This is a genomic window from Gordonia mangrovi, from assembly GCF_024734075.1.
Taxonomy (GTDB): Bacteria; Actinomycetota; Actinomycetes; order Mycobacteriales; family Mycobacteriaceae; genus Gordonia; species Gordonia mangrovi.
In genome coordinates this window covers 2,751,742-2,769,259 of sequence record NZ_CP102850.1, presented here as the reverse complement: position 1 = coordinate 2,769,259, position 17,518 = coordinate 2,751,742, and the positions used below count along the sequence as shown (strand labels likewise).

The window sequence follows — 17,518 nt, the reverse complement described above, 5'->3', positions numbered from 1 at the left end:
CTCACCGGCGCTGCAGGCACCGCTGCCGCCAACGAATCGGGCCGAATTGCACGCCTCGTCGCGCCGTGCCGACGACTCTTGACTAGCCTCGGATGAGTCAGGGAGCAAGGAGCGTGTGTGTTCGTCGTCGCCCACATCAGCGACCTTCATTTCAACGGCACGCGGTACAACCGCAGCCGGATCGAAGCGACGCTCGACTACATTCATGCCCGCGCGAAAGGCATCAACGCGCTGCTGGTGACCGGCGACATCACCGACGAGGGCAGCGAGGCGGAATACCGGGAGGCCTACGGCACCCTCTACAGCCCGTTGCCCATGCTGATCACGGCCGGCAACCACGACCATCGCGCACACTTCAATGCGGCATTGCTCGGCATGGAGAGCAGTGCGCCGGTCAACCGGGCCGAGCTCATCGACGGAGTTCTTTTCGTCGTCTGCGACAGTTCCATTCCCGGCCGCAATGACGGCCACCTCTCCGACGAGACACTTCGCTGGATGTCGGAACAGATCACGCATGCCGGACCAACGGTGCCGGTGCTGGTCGCCTTCCATCACCCGCCCGTGACGTTGGGCATGTACTTCATGGACTCGATCCGCCAGACCGGCGAGGAGCGGCTCGCCGCGCTGGTCACCGAACACCCGAACATCGTCGGATTCGTGTGCGGGCACGCACACACCCCGGCGGTCACCACCTTTGCCGGCAGGCCGTTGGCGATCGCACCGGGCGTCGCGTCCACACTGAATCTGCCGTTCGAGGGCACGGAGATAATCAACCGCGGTCAGCCACCGGGCCTCGCCTTCCATTTCCTGCACGGACTCGACGACGGTCGCGACGCATGGCGGATGATCACGCACTATCGTGCGGTGATGTTCTAGGCATCGAGGTTGACGAGTGCGGCGAACGTCCCGGAAACCGGCACGTCCACCTCACTCGGCGGGCAGCGAATCGATCGCCGACGACCCTGCGTCGAGCAGCGACTCCAGTAGCTTCCCACCGAACTCGGTGATCAGGCCCGGGCCGGTGTCGGGCAGGTTGTCGGGTAACGGCAGGCCGGCCGCGCGCGTCGCCGGGATCTCGGCCGCACGCGTCGCCTCGAGCCGAATCCCCTTCTGCTGATCGAGGGTCAGGGGTTGGGCGTATTTGCTCAACTCGGTCGCCGTGGTGACCGTGGCGACGGCGCGCAGCCCGACGGCGGCGAAATCGGCCGCGGCACGCCGGATGTGGTTGGGCGAGGTGATCAGGATGATCTCGCTGATGCCCTTGCCGCGCAGGATCTCGGCGGTGTTCTGCGCGTTGGCCACCGTCGATCCGGAGCGGCCCTCCTCGGTGATCCGCGCCGCGTCGACACCGTTGGCCACCAACCATTTCTTCATGGCGGCCGCCTCGGTGATCCCCTTCTTGGGTGCCCCACCGGCCACCACTATCGGTGCCCCCGTTGTGGTTTCTGCCTGCGCCTGCCCCGCGGTCACCCGGCGGACGAGCTCCGGCGCCATCTTGCCGTTGCCGTTGAGCCCGTAGCCGAGGATGACGATCGCCGTGCGGCCGGAGACACTCTTGGGCGACGTGTCCGGAACGATCTGCGCGGCAGCATCGACGCCGGAGATGATGTCGCGGGCGGTGGTGTGCAACGTCCGGTTGATCCCGTTCAGCCGGGTCAGGGCAGCCTGACTGGCGGCCTCATCATCGGCTTGCGCCGACCAGATCGCCTGCAGGGCGAGCGCATACGGGTCGACCGGAACAACGGCGAGCATCTCCTTCAGCGACTGCAGCCCACCGGTCACGTCGCCGGCGGCGAACTTCTGCTGCGCAGAGTTGTAGAAGGTGGAGGGATCGACGGCGGTCACCGCGGGCCGAACGTCGACCCCGGCGGCATGATCGAAGGGCAGCACACCGACGACCAGACCGCCGATCGCCGCACTCACCACAGCACCGACCGCGACCACCCGTCGACATCGCTTCACTTTTGTCACACCCGTCACTTGCGTAACAGTAGGTCTGGCCGGCAACGACGCCGCACCTGTCTGATCCCAACTCGATAACACCGCCACCGATGTCGCTCACGCACTCGTTCCCGTCCCCTCAGACGTGGGGCGGGAACGAGTGAGTGACTGGTTCACCGTCGGATACCGGCCACCTTCAACAGTTCCGGGCGTCGCAAGACCAGGCCGACCCAGATCAGGACGCCGAAGTACACCGGGAAGAGGGTGTGGTCGAGCAATGGGGACTCGATGCGCATGTTGGCGGTGACCGCACCACCGAGGTAGGCGGTGAGTCCGACCGCCCCGAGCACAGCAGTCCGCGGAATCGCCCACACCACAAGGCAGATCAGCAACACGGTGCCCATCACGTAGGTCTGGTCGATCGGGAAGCCGAGTTCGGCGGTGCCCTCGACGACCGCTTCGGGCCGCGTCAGCTTCCCGAACACGTCGAAGACCAGAAATGCGCCGAGCAGAACGCTGATGACGACTCCAGTTGTGTGGCGCCAGTTTCGAGTACCCGATTGCACGTCTGTCGATGTGTCGGTGATGTCTGATGTGGTGGTCATGATGTCCTCCGGTTGGGTGTGGTGGTTCTGCCGGGATAGACCACCGCTTGCGGAGAAACTCATCGCCCACCGTCCGACTCTTCCCCCGGGTGTTGTTTCTTCGGTCGACTGCAGTCAGCCGAAGAAGCGATACCCGGGGGAAGAACCGAAAGCCTACAGCGCCTTGAGCTCCTCGATGACGCTGTCGACGCTCTTCTTCGCGTCGCCGAAGAGCATCGAGGTGGCGTCGGCGAAGAACAGCGGGTTCTCGATGCCGGCGTAGCCCGAACTCATCGACCGCTTGAGCACGATGGTGGACCGCGCCTCGTCGACGTTGAGGATCGGCATGCCGTGGATCGGCGAGCCCGGGTCGTTGCGGGCGGCCGGGTTGGTGACGTCGTTGGCGCCGATGACGATCGCGACATCGGTGCGGTTGAACTCACCGTTGATGTCGTCCATCTCCTTCATCGCGTCGTATTCGACGTCGGCCTCGGCCAGCAGCACGTTCATGTGGCCCGGCATGCGGCCGGCGACCGGATGGATCGCGTACTTGACCTCGACCCCCTTCTCCTCGAGCAGGGCGGCCATCTCCTTGACGGCGTGCTGGGCCTGCGCGACGGCCAGGCCGTAGCCGGGCACCACGATGACCTGGTTGGCGTAGGCCATCTGGATCGCGGCGTCAGCGGCCGAGGTGGCCTTCACGGTGCCGCCGGCAGCCCCGGCGGGTCCACCGCCGGCGGCGTCACCACCACCGAAGGAGCCGAACACGATGGCCGGGATCGAACGGTTCATCGCCTTGGCCATCAGGTTGGTCAGGATCGAACCCGAGGCGCCGACGATCATGCCGGCCACGATCAGTGCGGTGTTGTCCAGCGCGATACCCGCGGCCGCCGCGGACAGACCGGTCATCGCGTTCAGCAGCGAGATGACCACCGGCATGTCGGCGCCACCGATCGGGAACACCACGAACAGACCCATCACACCGGCCGCGACCAGCAGGCCGACCATCCACCACCCACTGGCCCCGCCCCCGTTGGCGGCGTCCACACCGAGATAGATGGCGATACCCAGCGAGACCACGAACAGCACGATGTTGGCCAGCTGGAACAGCCGCGCATTGCCGACGAAGACCTTCTCCAGCCCCTTGGGCAGGATCTCCTGCAGCTTCGAGAAGGCCACCAGCGAACCCCAGAAGGAGATCGAACCGATGATCGCGGCGATCAGCGAACCGATCACCAACGGCGAGGCCGGTTCGGTGTTGTGGAATTCGGCGAAGCCCGACGTCTCCAGGAATTCCGCCCACGCGATCAGCGCGACGGTACCGCCGCCGACGCCGTTGAACAGCGCCACCAGCTGCGGCATCGCGGTCATCTTGGTCTTGAGTGCGGGCGGGATACCCAGTGCCACACCGACCACCAGGCCGACGACGATCAGGATCCAGTTGATCGCGGGCACCCCGACGGTGGAGTGCCCGTCGTCGCCGATCGCGCCGGCGTTGTAGACGTAGAGCAGCGTCGCGGCCACGGCGAGGGCCATACCGCCCGCAGCGATCCAGTTGCCGCGCACCGCGGTCTTCGGCCCGGTCAGACCCATCAGGCCGTAGATGAACAGGGAGAACGAAACGATGTAGAGCGCCATCACCAGGTACGAGATGCCCTGGCTCGGCGTGTGGGCGTCGGCCGCCAACAGCAGGTCCGCGGTCACTTGGCCGCCTCCTTCTTACCCTTGAACATGCCGAGCATGCGGTCGGTGACCGCGAATCCGCCGATCACGTTGAGTGTGCCGAACACCAGCGCGACGAAGGCGATGATGCGGATACCCCAGTTGGCGTCGGCCGGAAGCTTGCCCAGCACCACCAGTGCACCGAGCACGACGATGCCGTGGATGGCGTTGGTGCCCGACATCAGCGGGGTGTGCAGTGTGTTCGGGACCTTGGAGATGACGGCGAAGCCCACGAACCCGGCCAGCACCAGGATCGCGATGTTCGCCAGCAGACCGGTGTACATCAGCCAACCGCCTCCTTCTCGCGGGTCACGCAGGCGGCCGCGATCACCTCGTCGTCGAAATCCGGTGCGATCGCACCGTTGTCGTCGAGCATCAACTCGATGAGCGCGAACAGGTTCTTCGAGTACAGCTCGCTGGCATGTTCGGGCATCGTCGCCGGCAGGTTGAGCGGCGAGCTGATGGTGACGTCGTGCTTCACGACGGTCTGTCCGGGCTCGGTGAGCTCGCAGTTGCCGCCGGTCTCCCCGGCGAGGTCGATGACGACGCTGCCGGGCTTCATACCCTCCACGGCGGCGGCGGTGACCAGGCGCGGCGCGGGACGTCCCGGCACCAGCGCGGTCGTGATGACCACGTCGAAGCCCTTGATCGCGTCCTCGAGCGCCTGCTGCTGTTTCGCGCGCTCCTCGTCGGTGAGTTCGCGGGCGTACCCACCCTCACCGGCGGCGTCGATGCCCAGGTCCAGCCACTGCGCGCCCACCGACCGCACCTGCTCGGCCACCTCGGGCCGCACGTCGTACCCGGTGGTCCGCCCGCCGAGCCGCTTGCCGGTGGCCAGCGCCTGCAGGCCCGCCACACCGACTCCGAGCACCAGCACCGTTGCGGGCTTGACCGTGCCCGCCGCCGTGGTGAGCATCGGGAAGAACCGGGTCGACAGATCCGCGGCCACGACGACGGACTTGTAGCCCGACACGTTCGCCTGCGAACTCAACGCATCCATCACCTGGGCGCGGGAGATTCGCGGGATCGCCTCCACCGCATATGCCTCGACACCCGCGGACTTCAACGCTGCGATCTGATTGTCGGCGTTGCGTGGAGCCAGGAAGCCGATCAGCTTCTGGCCGCTGCGCAGTCTGCCGATCTCGTCGTCGGTCGGCGGCGCTACCCGCACCACCACGTCGGCCGAATACGGATCACCGATCGTGGCACCGGCCTCGGCATAGTGTTCGTCGGGGATCAATGCCCCCAGACCGGCACCCGATTCGACGATCACCGGGACACCCTTTCCGACCAGCGAGGCCACCACCTTGGGGACCAACGCCACTCGGCGCTCGCCCGCGGCGGACTCGCGCACGACACCCACACTCATAGTTCTCACCCTTAGTTCTGGTCAGGTACGCACTTGGCTGACCGAACCCCGCGGTCGCCCCATCGCATTCGGATCGCGGTTGCGATGTGCCGGGAGGCAGTGCATTGTCACCCGGCTCACAAAAACGTGCGACGAACATAGCATGAGGTCACGCGCGCGCGTTCGGTCAGTCGGATTGGTCACTCAACCCTTGACGGAACACGTTCTATGGGAAATGGACATATGTCCAGACGGTGTTACATATGTCGGCGTCGTCGCAGCGTGCCCCCTTGCCGCCGCCGGAGCGTCATCACCGCTGCGGGTTCCGGACCCGTGTTGGCTCAGATCTCCGGATTCTGCGGCCCGCACGGCGGTGACCTGGGTCGCTACAGTGCCCGGTGGACACCAACCCGATCCGGGCCACCCGGAGCCGAGCGCAAGATCCGACATCGACAACCCCACGGCAGCGGTCATTGCCGCCCGGCAGCCCAACGCGGATACCGACCGGTGTTGTGCTGCAACGGAATTTACAACCAGACCTCGCCGCGGCCACGCCGGCCAACGGAATACCGCCGACCCGGTCGATACGGCCGACCCAGATGACACGTCAGCGCGCCGGCACGACACCATCGGCGATGGCGCAGCGCTCCGGCGTCATCTGGGACAGCCGCCGCCACCCCGTCGACCCACTCTCACCGACTTGGGCAGACGTTTCACGGGGTTGGACACCAACGTGAGCCAACTCGGGTAGCACGAGGTCACGCGCGCGCGTTCGGTCAGTCGGATTGGTCACTCAACCCTTGACGGAACACGTTCTATGGGAAATGGACATGTGTCCAGACGGTGTTACATATGTCGGCGTCGTCGCAGCGTGCCCCCTTGCCGCCGGAGCGTCATCACCGCTGCGGATGCCGGACCGTTCGGTCGCGGCCGGCGCGACGCGCCGCCATGTCCATGTCGGCGATGATGCCCTCCGCGCTGCGCGCTGCTGCCCGGCACACGCGCGTCGTGAACACGTCGTTGAGCGGATGGTCGGCTCGACCACGCCACCGCTGCACGGCGGCGACCGCGCTCGACCGGCCCGTCGTCATCGTCTCGAACGGGTCGAGCCCCAACCGGTCGTCGGGCGAGGTGCCGTATCCGCCGATGATCCGGGTGGCGTCTACCAGCTCTCCCTCCGACAACGACGTTCGCTCACAACGCAGCAGGCCGAGCAGTCGCACTTCCTCGAACCCGTGGACGTCGCCGAGCATCCGCCGCACATCGGCCGCGAGTCGCATCGTCGCCGGCATCTCGTACTGCCGGAGAATCCGGAGCAGGTCGGTGAGCGCGGAATGGACTTTCAACTGATCGGCGCGCTGTCCGAATTGCACATCGATGATCGACCGTAGTTCGGTGAGGCCGCTACGGGTCAGCAGTTCGTCGGCCAGCGAGCTCGAATCGCCGACGCCGCCCTGGATCGACGCGATCGCGAGCCGGATGCCGAACAGGCCGAAGCGCCGGAGCAGATGCGCGCGGGTCTCGTGGTCGATCGGCAGCACGCTCTGCTCCCGGACGAAGCGGTCGGCCGACAGCATCGCGAGTTGCAGGTCCTCGGCAGGCGCGGCGGCGAGTGCGGCCAGCGCGACATACTCGCGTTGGCGCAGGGTCCGTGCGGTGAGCGCGAGGAGTCCGGCGACCGGCACCACGGCCTGACACAGTCCCGACGCCGACAGGTCGGCTGCGGTGCGCGCCGCGATCTCCTTCGCCGAGAGCATCGCGTCGATCCGGCCGACCCCGAGTTCGTCGGCGCGCGAGAGCACGCCGATCACGCCGAGGGGCCCGGACCGTCCACCGACCTGACGGCTCAGTTCGGCCAACGTCGAGACGTCGTTCGCCGTGGTCGTGCGCATCAGATACACCACGGCGTCCGCCCCGGACACCCCGTCGGCGGGAGTCAGCAGACGCAGCGTGCGCTCGGAGACCTCGGCATTCAGCGAGGCGGTACCCGGCGTGTCGATGACGGTGCAGCGCGTGAGCTCGGTGGTCGGCCACTGCACTTCGAGCCGGTCGATCGACGCCGGATCGAGGGCAGCGAGATCGAAGTCGAGGCGGCCGTCGGTTCGCTGGATCGGGACCGGCGCGCTCAGTCCGTTCTGGTGATACGCCCGCACCGCCGGCGCGGTGCCATGACGAAACCACGTGACCATCTTGGTGCACTCCGTCGCGTCGGTGGGCGCGAGCTCCTCGCCGATCAACGCGTTGAGCAGCGTCGATTTGCCTGCCTTCAACGTGCCGGCCAGCGCGATGCGCAGTGGTTCGCCGAGCCGTCGTGCGCAACGATCCAGCTCATCGATCGCCGCTGCGACATCTGTACCCGGCGCGGCCCGTTCGGTTCGGTAGGCATGCGCAGCGGTGGCCACGAGCTGCTGTACCCGGTCACACGTGTTCACGGACACCCCCGGCCGCCCAGGTGGTCACCTCGGACAGAAACGATTCGTGGCCGGTGAGAGCCTTCAGTCGTGCTTCCCGGGAGGCCATCTCGGCTCGCGCCGACTCCTCGGTCGCCTTGATGGAATCGCTGAGCGACTGCGCGGTCTGTTCGGCGATACCGCGGAAGTGGTCGCGCAGCACGCGCTGGGCGGTGCGTAGCCGGAAGCGTGACTCGCGGCCGACCTCGAAGAGCACGTCGTCGACGAACTTGCGCACCGCGGCCTTCGCCTCGGCGCGACGACGGGCGAGTCGCATCTCCTTGTCCTCTTTGTAGGACTTGCGGCCCAGCAGCACGCCGGCCGCGATCGAGAACGGGTTGATCATCGCCATGCCGACCACGGTCGACATCATCCCGAACATCATCATGCCGCCATAGGACCCGCGCATGCCGGTGACGAGCTTGTGCACCGTCCCCGACGGCGCCTGTTCCAGATCGCTGAGACCGTCGACGGGTGCGAGGCCGCCTCCGACGGAGGCGAGATCCAGCCGGGGTATCGCCACCTCGCCCGTGTCGGCGAACGTCTCGGCCACTCGTTCGGCGAGCGCCAGCGACTGTTCGTGCGCCCAGATGAAGTTGTCGCCGACCGCTTCCGCCACATCGGATTCGAGCTGCTCGCCGAGCGCCTGCCAGACCGTCGCGGGGTCGCCGGCGTCGATCGTCGACTCGTATTCCTTGACCAGAGTGCGGGTGCGGTTGCGCAGGTCGTAGTCGGATTCCGCAGACAGGTCGGCGACGCCGTCGGCGAGTACCTGCTGCCACAGCGCGGTTCGCGCGGACAGCTCCTTGGCCTCGCGACGCGCCCGCTCGAGTTCGGCCACGATACCCTCGCGCGCCGCCGGATCTCGCAGCGTGGCCAACTCGGGCGCGATGGTGAGGGTGAGGTGCTCGGCGATGGCCCGGATCTCACTCATCACGAACCGCTGCATCTCCGCCGATGCGTCGGCGAGCACCTCCTTGTCGAGGAACTCGATGATGCCGGGGAACCCGGATTCCGAGTTCAGCTCTCTGTCGTCGAGGCGGATGGCATGCGACCTGAGCAGCGACGACACCGGCAAGGGCGCCATGTCGAGTCCGGCCCGGCGAAGATGTGTGACGTCTGCGGCGATGACGTCCCGCCACATCGGGTACAGGTCGGTCTTGGTGGCCGCGCACAGTGCATTGGTGCACAACTCGGTGGACTGACGGATGAACGTCATCTCCGGTGCCGTGTACTCCTGACTGACATCCGACACGACGATGATCGCGTTGGATGCCGCGAGCAGACCGAGGGTGGCGGCGGCGTGTGGCGTTCCGACACCACCGGCGCCGGGGGTGTCGACCAGGACCAGTCCCCGCCGGAGCAGGGCGCTGGGAACGCGGATGTCGACACGCAGCACCCGTGCCCCGTCGGCCTCGGGAGCGTGGGAGAGGTCGCGGGTGATGTCGTCCATGGTGAGCGCAACGGTTCGCTCGTTCCCGTCGGCGTCGGCCACCACGAGCTCTGCGCACGGCTGTTCGGCGTACCCGATCGTCGTGATGGTGGTGGTCGTCTCGGCGTCCCCGACCCGACAGACGGGCACATTGAGCAACGCGTTGATCAGTTGACTCTTACCCTGTTTGAGCTGACCGACCACCACCACACGAGCTCGTGGATCGGTGATCCGTCCCCGCGCGGCCCGCAACCGGGCGACCAGGTCGTGGCGCCCGGTGTCCGCACCGACGGCGATCAGCCTGTCGATGATGGCGCACACCTTGGATGCGTTGGGGTCCACGGGAATACCTCGATTCGATGGAATTGCTCTCGGGGCGGTCGGGTCACGGCCGAGTGTCCGCCGTCATCGGTCGGAGATCACCCGCCCGATGACGGCGGAAACATCGGCGGCATCAGAAGATGTCGTCGAATACGTCTCCGATGGCGCCGACTGCGTCACCGACGGCACCGCCCACGGCTCCGGCCGCCCCGCCGAGCAGCCCGCCGGCCGCGTCGACGACATCGCCGGGCAGCAGGCCCGAGTCGGTGTTGTTGGTGACGTCATGGGAATCGTGGTTGTAGGAGTCGTTGATCGAGTTGTCGTCGTGGGAGTCGTGGATCGAGTTGTCGTCGTGAGAGTCGTTGAACGAATCGGAGATGTCGTGCGAATCGTGTGTCTCGGTGTAGCTGTTGCTGTTGTCGCTGGTGATGCCGCCACGCGTATTACCCAGGTTGATGCCGTCGAGGTTGACGTCGCCGCCGCCCCAACCACCGCCGGCTTCCCCGCCGCCCTCGACGGTCAGGCTGTTGTGGCTGTCGTTGTAGCTGTTGTCCTCGATGTGGGTGTTCTGCGTGTTGCCGCTGTTGTTGCCGTGCACGGATTCGTCGACGTGAACGCTGTTGTCCTCGTAGCTGTTTCCCACCGAATTCCCGTCGCCCGCCACACCGCCCGTGGTGGCGATCGGCCCACTCGCGTCCCCGCCGACGGCCACGGATCCCGTACCCGAGGCGGTGGTCGTGGTGGTGGTCGTGGTGTCGGCGGACGCGTCCATTCCCGAGACGTTGTCCCCGCCGGTCCATTGTGTGGTCATGGTGTTTTCTCCTGATCTCGTCGATGCTGTCCACATCGGTTGCTGCTCTGGCTGGTGATCGAAAGTCGTTGCCTTCCGACACAACTGACGCTACGGGCTACCTGCCGGCGAGAGAACGGGGTTCACCCCCTCCCCTCCGTGGACCCGATCGGGGGTCGTCACGAATGCGCCCCACCACATTAGGGAGTGTGGGCAAGGCGGTCGCCGGGCCGCACACAGATGTGGGCGGCCACCGGTCCGCCGGCGGCCGCCCACATCGTGGTTCGCGCGAGAAGTGTTGTGATCTAACCCATGTCGAGTCCCGCATCGACGGGCGCGACAGCTGCTGCGGCGGGCTCGCCGACGGGTGCGGGGTCGTACCCGGTCGACATGGGTTGCGCCACGGCAGGGGTGTCGTAGGTGACCGGTTCGGCGATGGACACCGGCGCATCCAGCGGCACATCCACCGTGCCGTCGAGCGGGTCGGGATCTTCCGGGTACGTCCACTCCGAGGGTCCGTCCACCGCGTCGGGGGCAGTCGTGCTGTCGGCAAGCTCGGTCGTGTCGGGATCGTCATCGCTCGTCGACTGGCCGCCCGCGGTCAGGTCGTCGACGGTCGTGGTCAGCCTCGGGTCGATGGGCGCGTCCGACACCAGGTCGTCCGGAATGGGGTCGGCGAAAGGCAGAGTGGTGGCCAAGGCGTGCAACGGCTGCTCCGACACCCCGAACACCGTGCTGTCGTCGACCGGAATCGGCGCGGGATGAAACGGCTGCGGCGCCGGGGCGGCAACAGGGGTCGTCGCCGGTGCGGGCGCCGAGACGTCGGCGCGATTGTGACTGTCGTTGCGACTGTTGTCGGTGACGTTCGTGTTCGCGGTGTTGCCGCTGCCGTCGCCGTCAATCGACTTGTCGACGTCGACGCTGTGGTCGTCCGTGGAGTTCCCGACCGTGTTGTCTGTCCCGGCGACACCGCCGGTGGTGGCGATGGGCCCGTTGGCGTTGCCACCGACGGCGACCGATCCGTCCCCGGTCGCCATCGTCTGGGTCGTGTCGACGGTGTTGTTGTCACCGATGATCGTCGTGTTGTTGAACTGCTGATAGTAGTTGTTGGTCACGTTCTGGATGATCGATGCGACGCTGCCGCCGCCGGAGACCGGCGGTGGCGCCCACCCGCCGTCGCCGCCCGCAGCCGGTTGCACCGCCTGCGCCGCGACGGTCGCCGCCTCCTGGACCTGCGCGGGTGTGACGTCGTCCAGCCCGGCCAGTTCCAGGCACCGGCCCGGGTTCTTCTCGAAATCCTCAGCGGCCTCCCCACTTTCGAACAGGTTCTGGATGAAGGCGATGAGTTCGTCCATCTGCTGGTTCGGATTCATGTCGTTCTCCCTGTGGTGATGCCTCTCTTCTGGAGGATTGGGGTGAACGCTACGGCGGTCCGGCGCCCGGGCACACGGGGTCCGACCCCGTCGTCGGACATCGGGATTGGGGATCGGATACGGGGATCCGGGACACCGTTAGGGGCAGCCCGATCACAGTCCGTCGAGCGGAAGGTCCACCGAATGGTCGACATCCGGCAGATCCGCCTGGGCACCGGGATCATCGAGTGCGAGGGCGTTCTCCTGCGATTCCGGGCGGTCCTCGATGAAGGGCCCTGCGGTGTCGACGGCGAACTGGTTGTGGTCGTCCGGAATTCGGCTGTCGTCGGTAGGAAACCGGCCGGCGCCGGCGGGATACGCCTCGACCTCGGCGGGAAAAGGCCTGCCCTCGGGGGCAAAACCCTCGGCCTCGACGGGATTCCGGTCGCTGTCGGCAGAAGGCGGGGCGCCGTCGAGGAATGCGGCGTCGAAGGCGTGGGCGACCTCGCTGGTCGACCAGATACTCGCATCGGACCCGACCGCACCCCGATCAAGGCCGGACGATGGCGGAGACGGACCGACGATCGCGAGGAGATTCTCGACGTCGGACACCGAGACGTGATGGAGTCCGGCGTCGATGAGTGCCTGCTGTGGATCACCGCGGAACGCGGCGGCCGTCTCCGGGTCGTAGTTCAAACACATGACGAAGTCGAGAAGCGTGCGCGTCGTCATGTCCGTTCCCTTCTCCGGCGGTTCTCGGACCGACGACGGCGCGTCGATGGGCCGGAACCCGACCCCGACCGCCACCCTGTGGGTCGGTGCACTTCGATCGTAGAGGCGTTGGTACATCGTCGTTTACGGGGTAGCGCCCGCACACCGACGTGCCGGCACTAGGGGGTGGCCGGCCGCCCCTGCGCGATGCGGTAGGGGGTCACCGACATCCGCGCAGGTGGAGCATCGGTCCGGCGCGCACCGTCGGGTAGGGGGTTGCGGGTTTTTTCGAGTAGTCGATTACTCACGCTTTCGCCGTGGCACCCGCCGAAACTCGACGCAGCCGATTGCACAGCACGAAGGAGGCGATCCGGATGACCGCAACAGGATTGGGCATCTCCATCGGCACAAGCCTATTCCGATCGAGTACGTATCCGATCGACAGCTACCCCGACCACGCACGAGCGTCGATTCTCACCCTCGTACCCCACCTGCCCCCAGAGGTGGGCACGCGACAGGAGAATCCGCGCGTCTCCGACGGCGGGATGACGATCCGGGGGTTCGTCGAGCGCGTCGGCGATCCCATCCCGCTCACCACACCCGACGGTGGCACCCACGATGCCCAGGCCCTGACCGCACACGCGATACGCAGTGTGATGCGCGGCGTCGCCGATCGATTCGACGGCTCGCCGTCGACCGTGATCGCCCATCCGGCGCATTGGCCGGACCACACCGTGGCGACGATGCGCGCCGCGCTCGGGCGCAACGGGTTGCGCCACGACATCCGTATCGAATCGGATATGTACTGCGCAGTGGAACGGCTCCGCGACCAGCCCGATTTTCCGGCAGCAGGGTTGCTGGCAGTGGTTGACGTGGGTGCCTCGGGGAGTTCGGTGGCGGTCCTCGAGCTCGGGTCGTCAGCCGACGGAGCGGAAAGACCCGACTCGGCACCGGCCGATGTCGTACGGCTCGAGCGTCCGAGTGGTGCCGATCTCGATCATGCAATCCTGCAGCATGTGCTCGGTCAGGTCCTCGACCCGGCGTCGGTGTCGACCGCCGACGTGAACCTCACCGACGCCATCCGGGGTGTGCGGGCGCAATGTCGACGCGCCAAAGAGGAGCTGTCGCAGAGCACGGTCTCCGTCGTCGACGTCGATCTGCCGGGTTTTCGCGGGGACATCCGGGTGACGAGAAATGAACTCGACGACCTCCTCGGCGAACAGCTTGCGCCGCTCGATCACGGCATCTCCGAGGCGCTCGACATCTCCGGTCGTCAGGCCTCCGACTTGGTGGCGATCGCCGCCATCGGCGGCGGCGCCAACATCGGTGCCATGGTGCATCACCTCTCGGGTCACTTCCACGTCCCGGTGCTGGTCGATCCCGACCCGGGGCAGACCGCAGCGCGGGGGGCGGCGCTGATCGCGGCCCGCAGCGCTCGGCGACCGGCACCCGTCGTCGGGCCGGCGGCCGGCGCCATGGTCGCGGCGGCCGACGCCGAACACACCCCGGCCCGCCCGCCGGCCACACCCTCGAATGACGCGTCGACACCCACCACGCGGCAGTTCCGACCCGCTACGCTCCCGCCGACCGCGCCGTTGGCCTCCGGCGCGGCCGGACCGGCTGCCGAGCAGGCGCCCGACGCGCGGTCAGCACGTCCGGTCCTTGAGTTCATCGAGTCCGAGCGCCGGACGGAGGCCGATGGCAAGCCCGGCAACAAGCGCCGAGCCGCGATCGTCGCCGTCGCCGCGCTCGCGGTGTTGGGCGCGGTCAGTGCGACCGCCTTCGCCGTCGCCAGGGACGGCGACTCGCCGCCGACGCCCCCTCCGGTGTCCACATCGGCACCGACCACCTCGACGTCGGAGCAAGTGGAGGAGGCCACCCGATTCGAGCAGGCCCCGGCACCGCCACTCGAGCCGCAGGTGACCACGCCAGACCCCACCGACGAGCCGGGTCCCTCGATCAGCACCCCCATCGACACAGAAACCGACTCCGGAACCGGTACGGGCACTGACCCGGGCACGGGTTCGGGTACCGATCCGGGCACCGACCCCGGTGGCGAATCCGATCCGGAGCCCGCTGCCGGTGAAGGCACGCCCGAGGAACCGGTCGCCGAGCCCGCCGGCTCACCGTCCGGGTGAACCCGATGTCCACACCGTCTCCGACGTCGCCGATCGACCTCGCCCGGCTGTCTGCCGACCTCGTCGGGTCCTATGACGACCTGCCCCATCCCGGGGGGATTCAACTCGTCCTCGGCGATGCCGGAACCGGGAAGAGTGAGATGCTACGCCACGTCCGCGCGTCGCTGCGCAGTCGTGGGATGCGTGTCGGCGCGCAGCCCGCACCGAGCCAAGCCGCCGACGTCCCACCGCCGGATGTCGACGTTCTGGTGATCGACGATCTCGATCAGCTCACCGACGAGCGACTGGCCGTGGTCACCGAGATCGCGAGCCGGGCGACGCCACCGATCGTGGCCGCTTCGCGGCCCATACATCGACGCGCGGCACTTCGGGTCGCGCTGACCGCACTGACCCGGGAGTCACCGCCGATCACGCTTGGCGGCCTCACCGTCGATGAGATCGAGACCGTGCTCGCCGAGGTCGGCGGCGACCACGGCAACCGGGCCCGCGAGGTCGCGGCGATGACCAACGGCAACCGGCAGCTCGTCGCCGCCGCACGCCACGCATTCGCTGCGGGAGCCGACATGCGCGGCGCCGCTGCCGCCGTCGCCGCATGCATCCGCGACCGATTGGCATCGCTCTCCGATCTCGAGGTCGAGGCGCTCGGCATTCTCTCGCTCCGGGTGGAGGTCGGGCCGACCGAGATGGCTGCGGCGCTCGGCATCGAGCCCCAACATGCCGCCGACGTCATCGACTCGGCCCGGTGCGTCGGGCTCTGCGGCGATGGTCCTGCGTTTGCGGCCGACGTGCGTCGCCAGGTGCTGGCCGCGATCGGACGGACGCGGATGGTGGAGATCGAACAGCAGCTGACCGCCGCGTTGCGCCCCCACGGCCTGGTCACCGATCACCTGGCGCGTCAGCTGTCGGCCGACGGAGTCGTGCCCTCGGTGCAGGATCGGCTCGACAACGCATGCCGGCTCCTGACCGCCGGCGACGCCGAAGCGGCCGGCACGGTGGTCGACACCCTGTGGCACGAGGTGCTCCCGCAACCACAGCGCGATCGTGCAGTCGAGATCGCATCGACGGTGGCGACGATGACGGGGCAGCCACATCGCGCTGCGAAACTGTACGCCTGGCTCGACACCACCCGAACCGGTGACCGCCCCGATGAGATTGTCGCGGCCGGTGGCGAGCCGATGCGGGCGATCGCGGAGGTGGCAATCGGGTCACCGGACCGTGTCCTGGCATTCGCGCGGGGCGAGTCCGAATTCGACGCCCCAGGTCTCACCACCGAGGTGGCATCCATGGTCGCCACCGGTCTGGCTCAGTCGTTGACCGAGGACAGCCCGGCCGCCCTGCACACCTTGATCCGCGCGGCGGCTGCCGAACGCAGTTGCGGCACCGGGACGTTGACCGCGGGCAGAGCGGTCGCCGTCGCGGCGCTGCTCGCCATGCACCGTGGACAGCTCTCCCGAGCTCGTGCCGTGCTCGAGCGCTCCCCCGCCGAGCGCCTGCCGCCCATGCATCGACCGCGGCATCGTGTGCTCATGGCCTGGGTCCACCTCTTGGAGGGCGACGTCGAGGGCACCGCGGCGCACATCTCCCACCTGACCGACCAGGTACGGTGCGTGCGGGACGAACTGGCGATCGCCGCGCTGCGGGTTGCGGTGGCTCGTCGGCGGGGCGACCCCGCGCAGCTCCGCGCCGCGTGGGATGCGGCGGCGAACGCGTTGGGCGAGTGCGAGATCGACCTCTTCGGCCTTCTGTTCGTCGGCGAACTGTGGGTGGCCGCGGCGGCGCTCGGTGAAACCGAGGAGATCGCCCCGCTGCTGGCACAGCTCCGATCGATCCTGCACGGCATCGGCGATGCCCCACAGTGGTCGGTGGCCACTCACTGGTACGGCGTGCACGCCGCCATCGCCGCCGAGTCACCGTCGGAATTGATCCCGCACGCGCAGGCGCTGGCCGCGGCGGGACGTGCCAATCGTCAGGCGGCCACGCTGGCCCGGGCCGGCCGGGTCTGGGTACATGTGTTGGGCGGCACGGTGACTCCGGAGGACGTGGAGATGGCGGCGCGGGGACTGGACCGGTACGGATACGCCTGGGACGGGGCCCGGCTCGCCGGTCACGCCGCCCTGCAGGCCTCTGATGCGCGGGTCAGCGCAGCGATGTTGCAGCTGGCCCGGTCGCTGCGCACCTACCGCCACGGCGTCGCTCCCGGGGGCGATCCGACACCCGACGCCGTCCCGGCATCGTCGGCGCCGGGCGAGCGGGCCACGCCGGGACCTGCCGTGACAGCGCTCAGCGAACGCGAACGCGAGGTTGCTGTCCTGCTGCTCTCCGGTATCACCTACCGCGGGATCGGCGAGCAGTTGTTCATCTCCGCGAAGACCGTGGAACATCACGTTGCGCGCATCCGCCGACGCATCGGCGCCGAGACGCGATCGGAGATGCTGTCCATGCTCCGTGCGATGCAGCTCGGCCGCGAGCTGACCGCCTGACGGGCGGACCCTGTGACGACGTCGCCGACGCGAGGCGCCGCAGAAGTGTCCGCGAGCATCACACCTTCGGCCCGACCGATCAGGACGGCGAGCAACGATCCGGTGCCCGAGGCCATGACGACGATCGGCACACCCCACCAGGGAACTCGTCTCAGATGACACGTGAGCGCGACACGATCGCTGCTGAGACGACCGCACGGCGCTGAGGTGCCATCTGGGACAGTCTCACGGCCAGACGACGATCCGCCC

The 17,518-nt window shown here is 67.8% G+C and carries 13 protein-coding genes; 3 read left to right on the top strand and 10 right to left on the bottom strand.

Annotated features, from left to right (window positions below; genetic code table 11):
* Positions 1 to 117: 117 nt before the first annotated feature.
* Positions 118 to 876, top strand: a complete 759-nt coding sequence (locus NWF22_RS12565; protein WP_160902004.1) for a metallophosphoesterase — start codon at positions 118 to 120, stop codon at positions 874 to 876.
* 51 nt (positions 877 to 927) lie between these two features.
* Here the strand turns inward: NWF22_RS12565 and NWF22_RS12560 are convergent, their stop codons facing one another.
* The 10 genes from NWF22_RS12560 to NWF22_RS12515 form a co-directional block, all read right to left on the bottom strand.
* A complete protein-coding gene (locus NWF22_RS12560) occupies positions 928 to 1,923 on the bottom strand; it encodes an ElyC/SanA/YdcF family protein (protein ID WP_373691886.1) in 996 nt (331 codons plus the stop codon).
* Positions 1,924 to 2,114: 191 nt separating this feature from the next.
* A complete protein-coding gene (locus NWF22_RS12555) occupies positions 2,115 to 2,546 on the bottom strand; it encodes a DoxX family protein (RefSeq protein ID WP_160902003.1) in 432 nt (143 codons plus the stop codon).
* 153 nt (positions 2,547 to 2,699) lie between these two features.
* Entirely contained in the window at positions 2,700 to 4,229 is a 1,530-nt protein-coding gene (locus NWF22_RS12550) for an NAD(P)(+) transhydrogenase (Re/Si-specific) subunit beta (protein WP_160902002.1), read from the bottom strand.
* Complete coding sequence (locus NWF22_RS12545; protein WP_160902001.1) at positions 4,226 to 4,531, bottom strand: NAD(P) transhydrogenase subunit alpha part 2; 306 nt, start codon at positions 4,529 to 4,531, stop codon at positions 4,226 to 4,228. The genes NWF22_RS12550 and NWF22_RS12545 overlap by 4 nt, the downstream gene beginning before the upstream one ends.
* Positions 4,531 to 5,616, bottom strand: coding sequence for a Re/Si-specific NAD(P)(+) transhydrogenase subunit alpha (locus NWF22_RS12540; protein ID WP_160902000.1), 1,086 nt, complete (start codon positions 5,614 to 5,616; stop codon positions 4,531 to 4,533). The genes NWF22_RS12545 and NWF22_RS12540 overlap by 1 nt, the downstream gene beginning before the upstream one ends.
* 875 nt (positions 5,617 to 6,491) lie before the next feature.
* Positions 6,492 to 8,027 (bottom strand): dynamin family protein, encoded by a 1,536-nt coding sequence (locus NWF22_RS12535; RefSeq protein WP_160901999.1) that lies wholly within the window; start codon positions 8,025 to 8,027, stop codon positions 6,492 to 6,494.
* Positions 8,014 to 9,819, bottom strand: a complete 1,806-nt coding sequence (locus tag NWF22_RS12530) for a dynamin family protein (RefSeq protein WP_160901998.1) — start codon at positions 9,817 to 9,819, stop codon at positions 8,014 to 8,016. Before NWF22_RS12530 ends, NWF22_RS12535 begins: the two co-directional genes overlap by 14 nt.
* A 112-nt stretch (positions 9,820 to 9,931) precedes the next feature.
* Complete coding sequence (locus NWF22_RS12525) at positions 9,932 to 10,609, bottom strand: hypothetical protein (protein ID WP_160901997.1); 678 nt, start codon at positions 10,607 to 10,609, stop codon at positions 9,932 to 9,934.
* Positions 10,610 to 10,893: 284 nt separating this feature from the next.
* Positions 10,894 to 11,961 carry an IniB N-terminal domain-containing protein gene (locus tag NWF22_RS12520; RefSeq protein WP_160901996.1) on the bottom strand — a complete coding sequence of 356 codons (1,068 nt, stop codon included), beginning with the start codon at positions 11,959 to 11,961 and terminating at the stop codon, positions 10,894 to 10,896.
* 153 nt (positions 11,962 to 12,114) lie between these two features.
* Positions 12,115 to 12,672 carry an IniB N-terminal domain-containing protein gene (locus NWF22_RS12515; RefSeq protein ID WP_160901995.1) on the bottom strand — a complete coding sequence of 186 codons (558 nt, stop codon included), beginning with the start codon at positions 12,670 to 12,672 and terminating at the stop codon, positions 12,115 to 12,117.
* Positions 12,673 to 13,025: 353 nt separating this feature from the next.
* Between NWF22_RS12515 and NWF22_RS12510 the strand changes: the two genes are divergently transcribed.
* Together NWF22_RS12510 and NWF22_RS12505 are read left to right on the top strand one after the other, a co-directional pair.
* On the top strand, positions 13,026 to 14,789 hold the full coding sequence (locus tag NWF22_RS12510; RefSeq protein WP_160901994.1) for an Hsp70 family protein: 1,764 nt from the start codon (positions 13,026 to 13,028) through the stop codon (positions 14,787 to 14,789).
* A 5-nt stretch (positions 14,790 to 14,794) separates the two neighbouring features.
* On the top strand, positions 14,795 to 17,269 hold the full coding sequence (locus NWF22_RS12505) for a helix-turn-helix domain-containing protein (protein ID WP_160901993.1): 2,475 nt from the start codon (positions 14,795 to 14,797) through the stop codon (positions 17,267 to 17,269).
* Positions 17,270 to 17,518 lie beyond the last annotated feature (249 nt).